We start from the raw sequence: 16,043 nt of genomic DNA on the forward strand, positions 1-16,043 counted from the left end.
CGCCCCGTCCATCCCGCAGGATTCCTGCTGCGCGCCTGTGATTCAATCGCAGGCACCATGCCCCAGACCACCACCCCCTCCCTCCTCATCTTCGCGGGCAGCACCCGCCAGCAATCCTTCAACCGCAAACTGGCCCACGCCACCGCTGCCATTGCGCGCGATGCGGGTGCGCAGGTCACGCTGATGGAGCTGTCCGACTTCAATATCCCGCTGTACAACGCCGACCTCGAATCCCAGGGCACACCGGCCGATGTAATCCGGCTCAAGGAAATCCTCTGGCAACACCCGGCCTGGATCATCTGCTCGCCCGAGTACAACGGCAGCTACACCGCCCTGCTCAAGAACACCATCGACTGGGCCTCCAGCCCCGTCAAGGGCAACCCCGATTGGCAGGACGGTGGCAAGAGTTTTCGCGGCAAGGTCGTGGGCATGCTGAGTGCCTCGCCGGGCGCCCTGGGCGGCCTGCGCTCGCAAAGCCACCTGGCGCCCCTGCTGATCAACGCCGAATGCTGGCTCGCACCCAAGGCGTTTGCGCTGGGCTCAGCCGGCAGCGCGTTTGACGACAGCGGCGCCCTCATCCAGCCAGCCCACCGCGACCGCGTGCGCGCCGTAGTGGACCAGGTGCTGTGGGCGGCCAGCCGCCTGCAGCCCGCCAACGGCCAATAAGGCCGCCCGCCCGTGGACTGCCGCCCCGGTTGCGGCGCCTGCTGCACCGCCCCCTCCATCAGCTCGCCCATCCCCGGTATGCCACTGGGCAAGCCGGCCGGGGTGCGCTGCATTCAGCTGGGGGACGATGCGCGCTGCCGCATCTTTGGGCAGCCCGGGCGCCCGGCGGTGTGCGCGGGGCTGATGCCCTCTGCCGAGATGTGCGGCAGCAGCCAGGCGCACGCCATGCACTACCTGTCGAGGCTGGAATCGCTGACGCAGCCAGCCCCGCGCCCGTAGCCTGTCCCCCTGTGCCTCGGAGGGACACTGCAGGCGTTTCAAGCCCCAAAGAGAACTCAAGCGCTAGTGCCACATGCACTAGCAGCTATAAAAACGATAGTTCCAAGCCTGGCTGTCACAAACCGCAGGTGTGCGCCGTCTGTGCTTCACTGAAAGCACTCCACCGCCGTTGCCATGACCACCACCGACCCGTTCACCACCCTGCGCCCCCGCCTCTTCGGCATTGCCTACCGCATGCTGGGCGTGCGGGCCGATGCCGAGGATGTGCTGCAGGACGCCTGGCTGCGCTGGAGCCGCACCGACGCCAGCACCCTGCAATCGGCCGAGGCCTGGCTGGTGACCATCGTCACTCGGCTGTCCATTGACCGGCTGCGCGCGCTCAAGGCCGAGCGCGAGGCCTATGTGGGCTGGTGGCTGCCTGAGCCGCTGGTGGAGCTGGACGCGCACACGCCCGAGTCGGCGGCGGAACTGGCGGGCGAGCTGTCGGTGGCCTTTATGTATGTGCTGGAGCGGCTGGGGCCGGAGGAGCGCGCGGCCTTTTTGCTGCGCCAGGTGTTCGACTACGACTACCCCGAGATCGCCGCCCAGCTGGGCAAGACCGAGGCCAGCTGCCGCCAGATGGTGCACCGCGCCAGCGAGCGCGTGCAGCAGGCGCGCACCCGCTTTGAGGTGCCGCAGGCGGTGCACCACCAGCTGCTGCAACGCTTCATGAATGCCGCCCAAAGCGGCGACCGCCACGCCATCGAGGCGCTGCTGAGCGAAGACGCCCAGCTCATCGGCGACGGCGGCGGCATCGTGCCCTCGTTCCCCAAGCCGCTGGTGGGGCCGTTTCGCATCACCAACCTGTACTGGGCGCTGTTCCGCCGCCTGGGCGCGCAAGTGGTGTACCGCATGGCACTCATCAACGGCGAGCCGGGCCTGCTGCGCTATGTGGACGGGCGCATCGAGTCGGCCCAGGCGTTCGTGACCGATGGCAAGCGCATCGTGGCCATCTACGCGGTGCGCAACCCGGAGAAGCTGGCGGGCATTCCGGCCACGCTGCCGCTGTAAAGGCACGCGCACACCACCACGCGGGCAACTCAGGCGAGTGCGCCAGGGCAGAAAAAACGCAGGACCCCTGTCACAACCCGGCACGGCGCAGCGTCTTGAAGGGTATGGAAGACGGCATCAAGGCGACACGCCCGCGCCGTCTTTCACGCCCGTTTTCAACCCACTGCCATGACCCAGGAGTTATCCATGTCGCAACACAGCGCCCGCCTGCCCTACCACCAACTGTCGTCCAAGGCCTTCATGGGCCTTGTCAACGTCTCTGAAACCGTCAAGAAAGGCCCCCTGGGCACACGCCTGGCCGAGCTGGTCTTCTTGCGTGTCTCGCAGATCAACGGCTGCGCCTACTGCATGGACATGCACTGGAGCGCACTGGTCAAGGACGGCGCCGACCCGCGCCACCTCAACGCCGTGGCCGGCTGGCGCGAGGCACCGTTCTTCAGCGAACGCGAACGCGCCGCCTTCCGCTGGGCCGAGATCATCACCGCCACGCCCCACAGCGACGCAAATGATGACGAATACGCCAAGTTGAAGGCCCTGTTCTCCGACGCCGAGATTTCCGACCTGGGCTTTGCCATCGCCGTCATCAACGCCTGGAACCTGCTGAACGCGGGCATGCGCGCATCGATTCCGCAGGCCGCCTGACCGCTGGCCGATGAAGGACCCATCGGCCCGTGAGCCCAGCCGCGGTGGTTTGAATCATAAAATTTGTGCCAAAACGGCCGATTGCGCTAGTGAAACAAGCTCATACCGCTATCAATAGTGAAGCAAAGCCCTCTGTATCTGGTCCCTGGTGTAGCCTGCCTGACAGACCCGGCCGTCGCCCCGCCCTACAGTGGAGTCTTCTCACCCCACAACAACGGAGACTCCACACCATGCTCAATATCCCCTCGCTGCAGGACAGCGTCAGTCCCGAAGAATGGCAACTGCGCTGCGACCTGGCAGCGTGCTACCGGCTCGTCGCGCTGTACGGCTGGAGCGACCTGGTTTTCACCCACATCAGTGCCAAGCTGCCCGAGTCGGTGTCGGGGCCCGAGCACCACTTCCTCATCAACCCCTACGGCCTCATGTTTGATGAGATCACGGCATCGAGCCTGATCAAGGTGGACATGGCGTGCAACAAGCTGCACGACTCACCCTTCCCCGTCAACCCGGCAGGCTTCGTGATCCACAGCGCCGTGCACGAGGCCCGGCCCGAGGCCGGCTGCGTGCTGCACACCCACACACGCGCCGGCGTGGCTGTCAGCGCGCAAAAGGGCGGCGTGCTGCCCATCAGCCAGCAAAGCACCTTTGTGCTGGGCTCGCTGGCGTACCACGAGTACGAAGGCGTGGCCTTCCGCGACGAGGAGAAGCCGCGCCTTCAGGCCGACCTGGGCGAAGCCAACTTCCTCATGCTGCGCAACCACGGGCTGCTGACGGTGGGCAAGACGATTGCCGACGCATTTTTGTCGATGTACACCTTCGAGAACACCTGCCGCATCCAGATCGACGCGCAGGCCGGCGGCGAACTCACGCAGGTGAACCCGCAGATCGTGAGCGGCGTGGCCCAGGCCATGCGCGTGCAGACCGGCGGCCTGGGCGGCGCCTTTGCCTGGCCCGCGCTGCTGCGCAAGGTGCAGCGCGACCTGCCCGGATACGACAGCTGACGCGACCCCTCCCGCTGCACCACGCAGCGGGCGCCGGGGTTGCGCCCCGGCGCCTGCAAGAATCCGGCGCAGCGCATAGGATCGGCAGTTTCCGACCGTTTTCAAGGACCGATCCATGAAGCTCTACTACTCCCCCGGCGCCTGCTCCCTGTCTCCCCACATCGCCCTGCAAGAGGCCGGCCTGGCCTACACCCCCGTGCTGGCCAGCACCAAGAGCCACAAGCTGCAGGACGGCACCGACTACTACACCATCAATGCGCTGGGCTACGTGCCCGTGCTGGAGCTGGACAACGGCGAGCGCCTGCGCGAAGGCCCGGCCATCGTGCAATACATTGCCGATCAGGTGCCCGACAAGCAGCTCGCCCCGGCCAACGGCACCCTGGCGCGCTACCGCCTGCAAGAGTGGCTGACCTTCGTCGGCACCGAGCTGCACAAGGGCTTCAGCCCCCTGTTCAACCCCGCCACCCCCGAAGAGTACAAGCCCATGGTGCGCGAGCGCCTGCTGCAACGCCTGCAGTGGGTGGATGGCCAGCTCGCCGGCAAGCAGTACCTGATGGGCGACCAGTTCACCGTGGCCGACGGCTACCTGTTCACCGTGACCAACTGGACCCAGCCCACCAAGCTCGATATCTCCGGCCTGGCCAACCTGGCGGCCTACCGTGAACGCGTGGGTGCCCGCCCCGCAGTGCAAGCCGCGATGAAGGCCGAAGGCTTGCTGAAATAGGGACACCCCCTGAGGCGCTGCGCGCCCTCCCCCCTCCCCCCGCTCTCGCTACGCGGGCAGGGGGACAATGCCCTCGCTGCGGGGCGGCCCTTGCTCGGCGTTCCTGGCCTAGGTCCCGCCAGTATCGATTGGGAGCGCGCAGCTCGACGCGCGGCCAAAACTCCAGTTGCGCTACAGCGGCTTCTGCCGCCAAGCCACCAGCGCCCCCACCCACAACGCGCAGGCCGAGAACACCAGCCCGCGCGCCAGGCCCCCGGGCCCATCGGCAATCCAGCCCACCACCGTGGGCCCCACGATCTGCCCGGCCGCAAACACGATGGTGAACGCGCTGATTCCGCTGGCCCACAGCGCCTGCGGCAGGTTGTGCCGCACCAGCGCTGTGGTCGATGCCACCACCGACAAAAACACCCCGCCAAACAGCAGCCCCGACGCCAGCACCACCGGCCACGCGCCCGTGATGGCGGGCAGGATGGTGGCCAAGCCCAACAGCGCATTCAAGCGCGCCAGTGCCTCGCCGCCCCGGCTGCGGTCCAGCAGCCCGGCCCAGATGCGCGACGACAGCACCACGGCCAGCCCCAGCAGGGCATAGAACAGCGTCACCTCGCCCGCACCCCGACCCTGCTCGCGCAGCAGCGCCACCACAAAGGTCATGTAGCCGATATAGCCCACGCCAAACAGGCCATAGCCCAGCAGCGCAGGGGCCAGCGCCCGCCAGCGCACCCGCTCGGGCACTGCGGCCGCAGGTGTGCTCCCGGGTGCGGCCGCCACGGGTGCGGACAGCCCGTTCAACACCCGCGCAGGCCACAGCAGCGCCACCGTGGCCGCCACGCAGGCCAGCGCCAGCGCGCACCAGGCCCAGGTCCAACCATGCGGCGCAGGGGCCACCGCCAGCACCGCAGGCACCAGCAAGGCCGACAGGCTGATGCCCCAGCCCGTGCCGCCGTAGTACAGGCCCAGCAACAAACCGCTGCGCCCCGGCACCTGGGCGCCCAGCCGCGCCGCCAGCAGGCCACCCGCAATGAACACCAGCGCACTGGCCCCACCGGCCAGCAGGCGCTGCACCAGCAAGGGCACCGCCTGCGTGAAGAATCCGCTCAGGCCCATGAACACCGTGGCCATCACCGCACCTGCCACCAGCACCGCCCCCGGGGCCACACGCCGCAACAGCAAGGGTGTGGCCAGAGCGCCCAGCAGATAGCCCAGCGCGTTCACCGTGTTCATGCCGCCCGCCAGCGTGTACGACCAGCCCAGGTCTTCCCGCATGGGCGGCAACAACAAGGCATAGGCAAACCGCGTGATGCCCAGCGAGATGGCGGCGCCCATCGACAAGGCCACGGCCAGCCACAAGCTGCGCAACGGGGAGACGGGAAACGGTGCGGAGGGCAGTGGCAAGGGCATGGCGGTCCATTCTCGTGCAACGGCCGCAGCGCCGCTGGCGCGACAGACTGAGCGATCAGCTAACACAAAACCTGTGCCCTTGTTGACACAAGTGCGCTGCACGTTTTGCGCTGCAGCATTAAGCTGTAAGGCTGCTTTTTTTGCACATCGTCTTTCTCAGGACTCTCACCATGACCTCTTTGTTTGAACCCACCCGCGCAGGCGACCTCCAGCTGGCCAACCGCATTGCCATGGCACCGCTCACGCGCAACCGCTCACCCGAGGCCATTCCCACCGACCTGGTCGCCACCTACTACGCACAGCGCGCCAGTGCCGGTCTCATCATCTCCGAAGCCACCGCGATCAGCCCGCAAGCCCAGGGCTATGCCGACGTGCCCGGCCTGTACGGCACCGAGCAACTCGACGGCTGGAAGAAAGTGACCCACGCCGTGCACGCGGCAGGCGGCAAGATCGTGGTGCAGTTGTGGCATGTGGGCCGTGTGTCGCACACCGACCTGCAACCCGGAAACGCAGCACCCGTGGCGCCCTCGGCCGTGCAGGCCAACACCAAGACTGTGCTCATCAAGGACGGCGTGCCCACCTTCACGCCGACCTCCATGCCCCGCGCGCTCGATGCCGAAGAGATCCCCGGCATCGTGCAGGACTACCGCCATGCCGCACGCAACGCCATTGCCTCGGGCTTTGACGGTGTGGAGATCCACGCGGCCAACGGCTACCTGATCGACCAGTTCCTCAAGACCGGTGCCAACCAGCGCACCGACGACTACGGCGGCAGCATTGCCAACCGCGCCCGCCTGCTCCTCGAAGTGACCCGCGCCATCGTCGAGGAAATCGGCGGCGGCCGCACCGGCATCCGCCTGTCGCCCGTCACCCCTGCCAACGACATCGTGGACGCCGACCCACAGCCCCTGTTCGACCACGTGGTGCGCCATCTGGGCCCGCTGGGCCTGGCCTACATCCACATCATCGAAGGCGCCACCGGTGGCCCGCGCGAGGTGGAAGGTCGCCCGTTTGACTACGCCGCCCTCAAGGCCGCCTACCGTGCGGCGGGTGGCAAGGGCGCGTGGATGGTCAACAACGCCTACACCCGCGAGCTGGCCGATACCGCCCTGGCCCACGGTGCAGACATCGTGGCCTTTGGCCGGCCCTTCATTGCCAACCCCGACCTGGTGGCGCGCCTGAAAGCCAACGCCCCACTCAACGAGGTGAACCGCGCCACGCTGTATGGCGGCGGTGCCGAGGGGTACACGGACTACCCGGCGCTCAGCGCCTGAGACTGCGGGATAAAGCCAAAGCTGCTGTGCTTGGCACACGCCGGGTGAAACTGGCGCTGCCAAGGCACGCGGCCACCGCGCAAGGGCCGCCAAGCGGCTTAGGCAGCGCTGCGCTTGCGTGCGCTGGCGGCGTCCCACTGCCCGCGCAGCGCAGCGTAGCGAGAGCGGGGGGAAGCGGCGAAGCCGCTCAGGGGGGTGAACCCAATCCTATCGGGCTCGGCGCCCGCATCACGATGCGCGTGAACAACCGGTCGTACGCCGCGTCGCGCGACTTGCCCGGGGCCAGCGGGTTGGTGTTGCTGGCAAAGGCCGCGTCGATGGCGGCCCAGTCGCCCGGCTGCAGGGTCTCCTGGGCGGCGGGCAGCACCACGGTTTCTTCCAGGCGCATGTGTTCCAGGTAAAAGCGGATGTAGCGCTCCAGCGCCTGCGCAAACGCCTCGCGGCGCGCATCGCCCATCAGTTCCCAGCCCAGCAGCAGGTGCTGCAACTCGCGCACCGCCGCCTCACCGCCCGCGTGGTCGCGCTCCAGCTGCGCAATGGCCTCTGCCGCCTGAGGTGAGCGCTCCGCCACCCTGGGGAACAGCCACTGCGACTCCTTGGGGTGGTGCTGGCGCTCGGGAAACTCGTCGATGTAGAACAGCATGGCCCGCATCACGTCAAAGAACGCAGCAGGTTCGTCACCCGGGCCCTGGTCCAGCATCAGGCGCAGCGAATGCAGCACCGCCGCGAGCGACGCATGCTCCTCGCGAATGGTTCGCAGACTGATCGACGGCATGGCGCACTCCCCAGGTTCAACAAGACCACAAGGGTGCCACGCGCGCACGGGCGCGCCCATGACGCATGTCAATAAGAGTGGCTGACTAAACCCAGCGAAGCGGCCCTGGCGAGGCGTTCCGTCGCAGGCAGTGCAGGCGGTAAGGCAAGACGGCACAACGACGCCAGGGGATTTTTGCTAGCCACTCGCAACCGCCGGGCAGCTTCGCCCACAAAAAAGCCCCGCTGACCAGGCCTGCGGGGCTTGTGGGAGAGACGCTGAACAGGGCCCGCGCCAATCAACGGCGCACGGCCCGCAAGCAATCAGTGACTCGGTCAGTGCGTCAGGCGCGCCTGCGCGGGGCCTGATGCCAGCGCCTGGGGTTGCTGCCCTGCATACGGTGCGGCCACTGCGCCGCTGTGGCCGTAGCCGGCCGCCGATTCGGCCAGACGGAACTGCTGCACCACGTGCGACAGACGCGCCGCCTGCTCGCGCAGCGACTCGGCCGCAGCGGCAGACTCTTCCACCAGCGCGGCGTTCTGCTGCGTCATGCGGTCGATCTCGCCCACCGAGCTATTCACCTGGCCGATGCCGGCCGACTGCTCGGACGCTGCCGCCGTGATCTCGCCAATGATGTCGCCCACGCGCTGCACGCTGCTCACGATGTCCTTCATGGCCGTGCCGGCTTCTTCCACATGGCGCACGCCGCCGTCCACGGCCGTCACGCTACTCTGGATCAGGCCCTTGATGTCGCTGGCCGCTGCCGCGCTGCGCTGCGCCAGGCTGCGCACCTCGCTGGCCACCACGGCAAATCCCCGGCCCTGTTCGCCCGCACGGGCGGCTTCCACCGCCGCGTTCAGCGCCAGGATGTTGGTCTGGAAAGCAATCGAGTCGATCAGGCCGATGATGTCGCCGATCTTGCGGCTCGATGTCGAGATCTCGTGCATGCTGGCCACGGCCTGCTGCACCACGCCACCGCCATGCGTGGCCATCTGCGAGGCCGAAGCCGCCAGCTGGTTGGCCATCTGCGAGGACGATGCCGTCTGCTGCACCGTGGACGTGAGCTGTGACAGCGAGGACACGGCCTCCTGCGCGTTGCTGGCCGTCTGCTCGGTGCGCTGCGACAGGTCCTGGTTGCCCGTCGCGATCTCCTGGCTGGCGGTGGCGATGTTCCCGCTGGCATCACGCACCTGCGCCACCAGCGCGCCCAGGCCCTGCTGCATGTCGCGCAGCGCGCGCTGCAGGTCAGCCACCTCGTCCTTGCCCTCGGCCGCAATGTGCTGCGACAGGTCGCCACCAGCAATGGCCTGCGCCATCTTGCGTGCGTCTTCCAGCGGACGGCAGATGGAGTTCATGTTCATCAGCGTGGTGGGCACCACCACCACCACCGTGATCAGCACGGCCAGCACAAACAGCCACTTGGTCTGGTTGGACACCTCACCTTGCTGCGCCACGGCCTTGCTGACCTCATTGCGCAGCACGGTGTCCAGCTCGGTCATCAACTTGTCGGCCTCGGCAAACTCGGCCACCGCCTTGCCGCTCATGCGGTTGGCAATGGTGGCTGTGTCGTAGCCACCGGCCTCCAGCTGGCGGGCAACATGCGCAAACAGCTCGCGATAGCTGTCGAGCTTGGTGATGATGTTGCGCACCACCACGTTGTCGGCATCGTCCGCGCCTTCCAGGAACGTCCCTGCGATCTTCTTGGCCTTCTCATGGCTCGCCAGCCACTTGGTGTGCGCAGCCTTCACCGCCTCGGGCTTTTCGTAGCCGATGATCATGTCCTTCTCGAACTGGCGGATGGCCCCCATCTCGCCACGCAGCTCGGCCATGGTGCTCACCTTGACGAACGCGTTGTCCATGAAGTTCTGGCTCATGTCATGGATGCGGAACATGCCCAGCATGCCCGCCCCCCCCAGCAGTCCCAGCAGGCCCAGCACCACGCCAATAGCACCCAGCATGCGCAAACGTATGGTGAACTGCCGCATGAGCGAGAAGAGATTCATGATCTGTCGTCCTTGATATAGCTATGCCAATGCGACCGCAGCCAACCCCCCCGGGGCCACAGATTCGCAACAAATCGTTGCAGTTTGCCAGACATCGATGACCGCGCTGTACGTATTTATCACATGCGCCACCGCTTGAGTAAGAGGGCATTCGCCATCACGCTCACCGAACTCAGCGCCATGGCCGCCCCTGCCACCACCGGGCTCAGAAAGCCCAGCGCCGCCAGCGGAATGCCCGCCACGTTGTACGCAAACGCCCAGAACAGGTTCTGGCGGATCTTCATCACCGTGCGGTGCGAAATATCGAGCGCTGCGGCCACCAGCATCGGGTCGCCCCGCATCAGCGTGATGCCCGCCGCGTGCATGGCCACGTCGGTGCCGTTGCCCATGGCCATGCCCACATCGGCAGCAGCGAGCGCCGGGGCATCGTTAACGCCGTCGCCCACCATCGCCACTTGATGGCGCTTGCCATCAGGCCCTTGTTGCAACGCCACCACCTTCGCGGCCTTGTCGCCCGGCAGCACCTCGGCCATCACCTCGCCCGCGTCGGGGTCCAGCCCCAGGCGCCGGGCCATCGCCTCGGCCGCGCCCCGGTTGTCGCCCGAGATCATCACGGTGCGGATGCCACGCGCCTTCAGCGCAGTCAGCGCCTCGCGTGCACCGGGCTTGGGTTCATCACCAAAGGCCATCAGTGCACGAAGCGCCAACCCTTCGGTCACGCGCTGGGCCACAGCCGACACGGTGGCGCCATCGTTCTGCAACTGCTGTGCCCGCGCTGACAGCGCCCCCATGTCCACCCCCAGCTCCTGCATCCAGCGCAGGCTGCCCACCAGATAGCTCTGGCCATCCACCTCACCCTCGGTGCCGCGCCCAGGCACGGCGCGCACGTCCTGCGCGGTGGCCACGCGGATCTTCCGCTCGCCCGCAGCCACCACCACGGCACGCGCCAGCGGGTGTTCGCTGCCGCTTTGCACCGCAGCCACCGCCGCCATCACGGCCGTAACGTCCAGGCCGGGCACCACCTCAAACGCCGTCAACCGGGGCTGCCCCACCGTCAGCGTGCCGGTCTTGTCAAAAGCCACCACATCCACCTTGTGGGCCAGCTCCAAGGCTTGCACATCCTTGATCAAAATGCCGTTCTTTGCTGCCACGCCCGTGCCCGCCATGATGGCCGCCGGTGTGGCCAGCCCCAGCGCACAAGGGCAGGCAATCACCATCACGGCCACAGCGTGGATCAGCGCGGCCTCCATGCCCACGCCCATCCACAGCCAGCCCAGCAACGTGGCCAGCGCCACCACCAGCACCACGGGCACGAAGATGGCCGACACCTGGTCCACCAGGCGCTGGATGGGCGCCTTGGCCGCCTGCGCGTCTTCCACCAGCCGGATGATCTGGGCCAGCACCGTCTCGGCGCCCACGGCCGTCACCGCCATCACGATGCGGCCATCGCCGTTGATCGAGCCACCCGTCAGCGCCGCGCCCACATCGCGCGCCACGGGCAAGGGCTCACCCGTCAACATGGATTCATCCACCTGCGTGTGGCCCTCGTGCACCGTGCCATCCACGGGGATGCGCTCGCCGGGCCGCACCACCAGCTGGTCGCCCACCAGCACCTCGGCCACCGGCACATCCACCTCGCCATCTTTGCCCAGCAGGTGCACTACATCCGGCCGCAGCGCATGCAGCGCGCGGATGGCGGCCGTGGTCTGCCGCTTGGCGCGCGACTCCAGCCACTTGCCCAGCAACACCAGCGTGACCACCACGGCCGACGCCTCAAAGTACAGATGCGGCACATGCCCTGGGTGATCGGTGGGCGCCGTGAGCCACAGCCACATCGACAGGCCCCAGCCCGCACTGGTGCCCAGCGCCACCAGCAAGTCCATGTTGCCGCTCAGCGCCTTGGCCGCATGCCAGCCCGCCTTGTAAAAGCGTGCCCCCAGAATGAACTGCACCGGCGTGGCCAGCACAAACTGCACCCAGGCCGGCAACATCCAGTGCTGGCCGAACAGGTCACCGATCATGGGCAACACCAGCGGCGCCGACAGCAGCAGCCCGATGCCCACGGGCATGAAGCCCGCCCAGGGCGACAGGTCTTCCGGTGCATCCTCCTGCCCCGCCGCACGCGGCTCGTAGCCCGCATTGCGCACCGCGCGGCGCAGCAGTGCCTCCATGGCGGCAGCATCGGCGCCCACGCTGGTGGCAAAGGCAATGCGGGCGGATTCGGTGGCCAGGTTGACCGAGGCCTCCTGCACGCCCGGCACCTTGCGCAGCGCACGCTCCACGCGGCCCACACAGCTTGCGCAGGTCATGCCGGAAATGCCCAGGTCCAGCGAGTGGACGGACTCGGGCGCGGTGTTGGGGGTTGTGGTGATGGTGTTCATGGCGGGGATAGTGATCCTTGACGTGATGGCAAGGTCAAGCATTGATATTGATCAACCCTCACACCATGAGTGTCTTGAACGGCGTTTGACTCTGCCACGATGTCAAGCTTCAACATTCGCTTCGGTCGCATCAACGGCCGTACTCCAACCACCACAAGGACACACCATGGCAACCACCACCACATTCCAAGTGCAGGGCATGACCTGCGGCCACTGCGAACGCGCCGTCACCCAGGCCGTGCAGCGGGTAGACCCCAACGCCCAAGTCCGCATCGACCGCGCCAGCGGCAAGGTGGACGTGGACAGCACCGCACCGCGCGAAGCCCTGGCCGCCGCCATTGCCGAAGAAGGCTACACGGTGGCGGCCTGAGCGCCATCCACCCACCCAGCGAGGGCCACACCATGACCACGCCCCATTCCACGCGGACCACGACGGGCCAAGCCGCCAAAGGCAGTAAAAGCAGCACCAAGGCCGCCACAGTGCCCCGCGCCCTCTCCTGGCCCGTGCCCATCGGCGTCGCTGCCCAGCGCGCGGGCATCTCGGCGCGCATGGTGCGGCACTACGAATCGCTGGGCCTTGTCGAAGGCGTAGGCCGCACCGACAGCGGCTACCGCCAGTACACCGAGGCCGACGTGCACGCCCTGCACTTCATCCGCCGCAGCCGCGACCTCGGCTTTTCGATGGAAGAAATCGCCGAGCTGCTGGGCCTGTGGCACGACCGCAGCCGCGCCAGCAGCCAGGTCAAGCGCATCGCGCAGCAGCACATCGACGACCTGAACGAACGCATCGCCCAGATGCAGGCCATGCAGCGCAGCCTGCAAACGCTGGTGTCGTGCTGCAAGGGCAACGACCGGCCGGACTGCCCGATATTGGATGACCTGGCGGCAGGGCAGGCAGAACACCAAGCACCCAGGGCACCGCGCAAGACGCTACCAAATCAATAGCTACTCGCGCATGTTCGACTAGCGCTTGGGGCAAAAAAGGCCCCAAACTGAGCCCACCGGGCCTCCGGCGGCTCCGCATGGCAGACTCTCAGGCTTTCCCACAGCCCCCCACAGACTGCCCCATGCTCACTGGTGACCTGCGCAACAAAGTCGATCAAGTCTGGGCCGCCTTCTGGTCCGGCGGCATCGCCAACCCCATCGAAGTCATCGAGCAGATCACCTACCTGCTCTTTCTGCGCGCCCTCGACAGCGACCAGACCCGCGAAGACAACAAAGCCCTGCGCCTCAAAACCCAGCCCGTGCACCTCATCCCCACGGGCACCGACGCGCAAGGCCGCGCACACGACGACATGCGCTGGTCCCGCTTCAAGAACATGGCGCCCGCCGACATGTTCGACGTGCTCAGCAACCAGGTCTTCCCCTTCCTGCGCGGCCTGCAAACCTCGGGCGGCCCAGCGGCAGAGTCGGCCTTTGCCCGCCACATGCAGGGCGCCCGCTTCACCATCCCCACGCCCGGCCTGCTGGCCAAGGTGGTCGATTTGCTCGACACCATTCCGCTCGACGACCGCGACACCAAGGGCGACCTGTACGAATACATGCTCGGCAAAATCGCCTCTGCCGGGCAAAACGGCCAGTTCCGCACCCCGCGCCACATCATTGATTTGATTGTGGCCCTGACGGCCCCCACACCGCAAGACACCATTTGCGACCCAGCCTCGGGCACCTGCGGCTTTTTAGTGGCCGCAGGCGAATACCTGCGCCGCACCTACCCCGACATGCTGCGCGTGCCCGCACAAAACGCGCACTTTCACAACGGCATGTTCCACGGGTACGACTTTGACAACACCATGCTGCGCATCGGCAGCATGAACATGGTGCTGCACGGCGTAGAGCACCCCGCCATCGAATACCGCGACTCACTCTCGCAAGGCGCAGCGGGCGACGCCGATGCCTACAGCCTCATCCTGGCCAACCCGCCCTTTGCCGGCAGCCTCGACCACGAGAGCACGGCCAAAGACCTGCAAAGCATCGTCAAAACCAAAAAGACCGAGCTGCTCTTCTTGGCCCTCTTCCTGCGCCTGCTCAAAACCGGCGGGCGCGCCGCCGTCATCGTGCCCGACGGCGTGCTCTTCGGCAGCAGCAAGGCCCACAAAGAACTGCGCCGCAAGCTGGTGGAAGAGCAAAAGCTCGACGCCGTCATCAGCCTGCCCGGCGGCGTGTTCAAGCCCTACGCGGGCGTCAGCACCGCCATCCTGCTCTTCACCAAAACCATGAGCGGCGGCACGGATAACGTGTGGTTCTACGACATGCAGGCCGACGGCTGGAGCCTGGACGACAAACGCCAACCCCTGCTGGATGCCAACCTTTTGGGCCTGCAGCGCTTTGTGGGCGGGCGCAACCAGCTATCAGAGTCAGAGCACGCCAAAAACAACCTGCCCGATGTGCTGGAGCGCTGGGGCCAGAGAAGCGGCACCGAACGCGACCGCCCCCGCACCGCCCAGAGCTTTTGCGTGCCCAAGGCCGACATTGAAGCCAATGGGTATGACCTGAGCATCAACCGGTACAAGGAAGTGGTGCATGCAGTGGTAAAGCACACCAAGCCCGAAGACATACTGGTTGAGCTGCGGGCGTTGGAAGAAGAAATTGCGCGGGGGATGGGGGTATTGGAGGGGATGTTGAAGTGACGTCCACCAAGAACATTCGTATCGGCGACTTTTGTGAAACCGGCTCGGGCTCCACACCATCGCGTGACCAGATGGCGCGTTACTACGACGGTGGAACGATCCCTTGGGTCAAATCCGGCGAATTGCGTGAATCCATCATTACTTCAACGGACGAGCACATCACCAAAGCAGCGTTGAAAGAAACCAGCGTCAAGCTCGTTCCCGCAAATGCCCTGCTAGTAGCCATGTACGGCGCAACCGTGGGGCGCCTCGGCATTCTGGGCATGCCTGCCACAACGAATCAAGCTGTTTGCCACATCGTTCCCGACCCGAGCAAAGCAGACGTCAAATATCTGTTCCGCGCGCTTGAAACCAAAGTTGGCGAGATGCTGCCCACCGCAGTGCGCGACGATGACGAAGACGCCAAGCGCTTTGACGCCCTGCTGCTGAACACCCAGCTGGCCCTGCTGCGCAGCGAACCCGCGCTGGCGCGGCTGCAAACCAAGGTGCAACAACTGGCTAACAGCCTGCTGGAGCTGTCCAATGTGCCCAGCGTGCGCGAACACCTGCTGCTGATCGAGGCCGTGGCGGGCGATGAGTGGTGGCAGGACGTGACCTTGCCCATGCTGGAGCAGGCGCGGCGCAAGCTGCGCAGCCTGATCAAGCTCATCGAAAAAAGCAGCCGCAAGGTGGTCTACACCGACTTTGAAGATGCGATTGGCGAGACCGCCGAGGTGGATTTGCCCCTGGTGGCGAGCGCAGTGGACTTTGACCGTTTTCGCGCCAAGGCCAAGGTGTTTTTGCGCGCCCACGAAGACCGGCTGGCGCTGCACAAGCTGCGCCGCAACCAGCCCCTGACCGCCGCAGACCTGCAAGAGCTGGAAGCCCTGCTGCACGAGGCGGGCGGCACCGATGGCGATATCGAACGGGCCCGCACGCTACATGCCAGCCTTCCGGTGTTTGTGCGTTCTTTGGTCGGGTTGGACCGCGAAGCGGCCATGGCGGCATTTGCCAACCTGATTGCAGCAGGCACCGCCAGCGCGAGCCAGCTGCAGTTCGTCGAAGAAATCGTGCAGCACCTGACCGAGCACGGTGCCATGCCTGCAGCACGGTTGTATGAGTCACCGTTTACCGACATCCATGCCCAAGGGCCGGATGGCGTGTTTGACGGCAGCAAGGTCGAACAGCTGTTTCGGGCGCTGCAGGGATTGGAGCTGCAGCAGGCAGCAGCCTGAGCGCAGCCAACCAATCACTATCAAATA

The 16,043-nt window shown here is 66.3% G+C and carries 15 protein-coding genes; 11 read left to right on the forward strand and 4 right to left on the reverse strand.

Going from position 1 to position 16,043, the window contains the following annotated elements; genetic code table 11:
- The first annotated feature begins 57 nt into the window (after window positions 1-57).
- The 6 genes from ISS20_RS02965 (at window position 58) to gstA (ending at window position 4,362) form a co-directional block, all read left to right on the forward strand.
- Window positions 58-666: an NAD(P)H-dependent oxidoreductase gene (locus tag ISS20_RS02965; protein WP_291433533.1), complete on the forward strand. Its 609-nt coding sequence runs from the start codon at window positions 58-60 to the stop codon at window positions 664-666.
- Between the two features lie 12 nt (window positions 667-678).
- On the forward strand, window positions 679-945 hold the full coding sequence (locus ISS20_RS02970; protein WP_291433535.1) for a YkgJ family cysteine cluster protein: 267 nt from the start codon (window positions 679-681) through the stop codon (window positions 943-945).
- 174 nt (window positions 946-1,119) lie between these two features.
- Complete coding sequence (locus ISS20_RS02975; protein WP_291433537.1) at window positions 1,120-1,995, forward strand: RNA polymerase sigma-70 factor; 876 nt, start codon at window positions 1,120-1,122, stop codon at window positions 1,993-1,995.
- 186 nt (window positions 1,996-2,181) lie between these two features.
- Window positions 2,182-2,637, forward strand: coding sequence for a carboxymuconolactone decarboxylase family protein (locus tag ISS20_RS02980; RefSeq protein WP_291433540.1), 456 nt, complete (start codon window positions 2,182-2,184; stop codon window positions 2,635-2,637).
- 230 nt (window positions 2,638-2,867) lie between these two features.
- Window positions 2,868-3,638, forward strand: a complete 771-nt coding sequence (locus tag ISS20_RS02985) for a class II aldolase/adducin family protein (RefSeq protein WP_291433542.1) — start codon at window positions 2,868-2,870, stop codon at window positions 3,636-3,638.
- A gap of 115 nt (window positions 3,639-3,753) precedes the next feature.
- Complete coding sequence (gstA, locus tag ISS20_RS02990) at window positions 3,754-4,362, forward strand: glutathione transferase GstA (protein WP_291433544.1); 609 nt, start codon at window positions 3,754-3,756, stop codon at window positions 4,360-4,362.
- A 171-nt stretch (window positions 4,363-4,533) separates the two neighbouring features.
- On the opposite strand, the gene ISS20_RS02995 is transcribed toward gstA, so the two are convergent.
- A complete protein-coding gene (locus tag ISS20_RS02995; protein ID WP_291433546.1) occupies window positions 4,534-5,760 on the reverse strand; it encodes a YbfB/YjiJ family MFS transporter in 1,227 nt (408 codons plus the stop codon).
- Window positions 5,761-5,930: 170 nt separating this feature from the next.
- On the opposite strand from ISS20_RS02995, the gene ISS20_RS03000 reads away from it, so the two are divergent.
- Window positions 5,931-7,034, forward strand: coding sequence for an alkene reductase (locus ISS20_RS03000; RefSeq protein WP_291433547.1), 1,104 nt, complete (start codon window positions 5,931-5,933; stop codon window positions 7,032-7,034).
- A 187-nt stretch (window positions 7,035-7,221) separates the two neighbouring features.
- Here ISS20_RS03000 and ISS20_RS03005 read toward each other — a convergent pair whose 3' ends face one another.
- The 3 genes from ISS20_RS03005 to ISS20_RS03015 all read right to left on the reverse strand — a co-directional run bounded on the left by ISS20_RS03005 (window position 7,222) and on the right by ISS20_RS03015 (window position 12,172).
- Complete coding sequence (locus tag ISS20_RS03005) at window positions 7,222-7,809, reverse strand: hemerythrin domain-containing protein (RefSeq protein ID WP_291433549.1); 588 nt, start codon at window positions 7,807-7,809, stop codon at window positions 7,222-7,224.
- A gap of 314 nt (window positions 7,810-8,123) precedes the next feature.
- Window positions 8,124-9,791, reverse strand: coding sequence for a methyl-accepting chemotaxis protein (locus ISS20_RS03010; protein WP_291433551.1), 1,668 nt, complete (start codon window positions 9,789-9,791; stop codon window positions 8,124-8,126).
- Between the two features lie 119 nt (window positions 9,792-9,910).
- Window positions 9,911-12,172, reverse strand: coding sequence for a heavy metal translocating P-type ATPase (locus tag ISS20_RS03015; protein ID WP_291433553.1), 2,262 nt, complete (start codon window positions 12,170-12,172; stop codon window positions 9,911-9,913).
- 166 nt (window positions 12,173-12,338) lie between these two features.
- On the opposite strand from ISS20_RS03015, the gene ISS20_RS03020 reads away from it, so the two are divergent.
- The 4 genes from ISS20_RS03020 to ISS20_RS03035 all read left to right on the forward strand — a co-directional run bounded on the left by ISS20_RS03020 (window position 12,339) and on the right by ISS20_RS03035 (window position 16,016).
- Complete coding sequence (locus ISS20_RS03020; RefSeq protein ID WP_291433555.1) at window positions 12,339-12,542, forward strand: cation transporter; 204 nt, start codon at window positions 12,339-12,341, stop codon at window positions 12,540-12,542.
- Between the two features lie 32 nt (window positions 12,543-12,574).
- Window positions 12,575-13,117, forward strand: a complete 543-nt coding sequence (gene cueR, locus ISS20_RS03025) for a Cu(I)-responsive transcriptional regulator (protein WP_291433557.1) — start codon at window positions 12,575-12,577, stop codon at window positions 13,115-13,117.
- A 122-nt stretch (window positions 13,118-13,239) separates the two neighbouring features.
- Window positions 13,240-14,802: a class I SAM-dependent DNA methyltransferase gene (locus tag ISS20_RS03030; protein WP_291433559.1), complete on the forward strand. Its 1,563-nt coding sequence runs from the start codon at window positions 13,240-13,242 to the stop codon at window positions 14,800-14,802.
- Window positions 14,799-16,016, forward strand: a complete 1,218-nt coding sequence (locus ISS20_RS03035) for a type I restriction-modification enzyme R subunit C-terminal domain-containing protein (RefSeq protein ID WP_291433561.1) — start codon at window positions 14,799-14,801, stop codon at window positions 16,014-16,016. The genes ISS20_RS03030 and ISS20_RS03035 overlap by 4 nt, the downstream gene beginning before the upstream one ends.
- Window positions 16,017-16,043: the final 27 nt, after the last annotated feature.

This window comes from Acidovorax sp., from assembly GCF_016783915.1.
Lineage (GTDB): Bacteria > Pseudomonadota > Gammaproteobacteria > Burkholderiales > Burkholderiaceae_C > Acidovorax.

What these genes read in the sequence shown, in the direction of transcription:
- ISS20_RS02965 (WP_291433533.1), top strand. Translation starts at nt 58, where the DNA reads ATGCCCCAGACCACCACCCCCTCCCTCCTCATCTTCGCGGGCAGCACC.
- ISS20_RS02975 (WP_291433537.1), top strand. Translation starts at nt 1,120, where the DNA reads ATGACCACCACCGACCCGTTCACCACCCTGCGCCCCCGCCTCTTCGGC.
- ISS20_RS02980 (WP_291433540.1), top strand. Translation starts at nt 2,182, where the DNA reads ATGTCGCAACACAGCGCCCGCCTGCCCTACCACCAACTGTCGTCCAAG.
- ISS20_RS02985 (WP_291433542.1), top strand. Translation starts at nt 2,868, where the DNA reads ATGCTCAATATCCCCTCGCTGCAGGACAGCGTCAGTCCCGAAGAATGG.
- gstA (WP_291433544.1), top strand. Translation starts at nt 3,754, where the DNA reads ATGAAGCTCTACTACTCCCCCGGCGCCTGCTCCCTGTCTCCCCACATC.
- ISS20_RS02995 (WP_291433546.1), bottom strand. Translation starts at nt 5,760, where the DNA reads ATGCCCTTGCCACTGCCCTCCGCACCGTTTCCCGTCTCCCCGTTGCGC.
- ISS20_RS03000 (WP_291433547.1), top strand. Translation starts at nt 5,931, where the DNA reads ATGACCTCTTTGTTTGAACCCACCCGCGCAGGCGACCTCCAGCTGGCC.
- ISS20_RS03005 (WP_291433549.1), bottom strand. Translation starts at nt 7,809, where the DNA reads ATGCCGTCGATCAGTCTGCGAACCATTCGCGAGGAGCATGCGTCGCTC.
- ISS20_RS03010 (WP_291433551.1), bottom strand. Translation starts at nt 9,791, where the DNA reads ATGAATCTCTTCTCGCTCATGCGGCAGTTCACCATACGTTTGCGCATG.
- ISS20_RS03015 (WP_291433553.1), bottom strand. Translation starts at nt 12,172, where the DNA reads ATGAACACCATCACCACAACCCCCAACACCGCGCCCGAGTCCGTCCAC.
- ISS20_RS03020 (WP_291433555.1), top strand. Translation starts at nt 12,339, where the DNA reads ATGGCAACCACCACCACATTCCAAGTGCAGGGCATGACCTGCGGCCAC.
- cueR (WP_291433557.1), top strand. Translation starts at nt 12,575, where the DNA reads ATGACCACGCCCCATTCCACGCGGACCACGACGGGCCAAGCCGCCAAA.
- ISS20_RS03030 (WP_291433559.1), top strand. Translation starts at nt 13,240, where the DNA reads ATGCTCACTGGTGACCTGCGCAACAAAGTCGATCAAGTCTGGGCCGCC.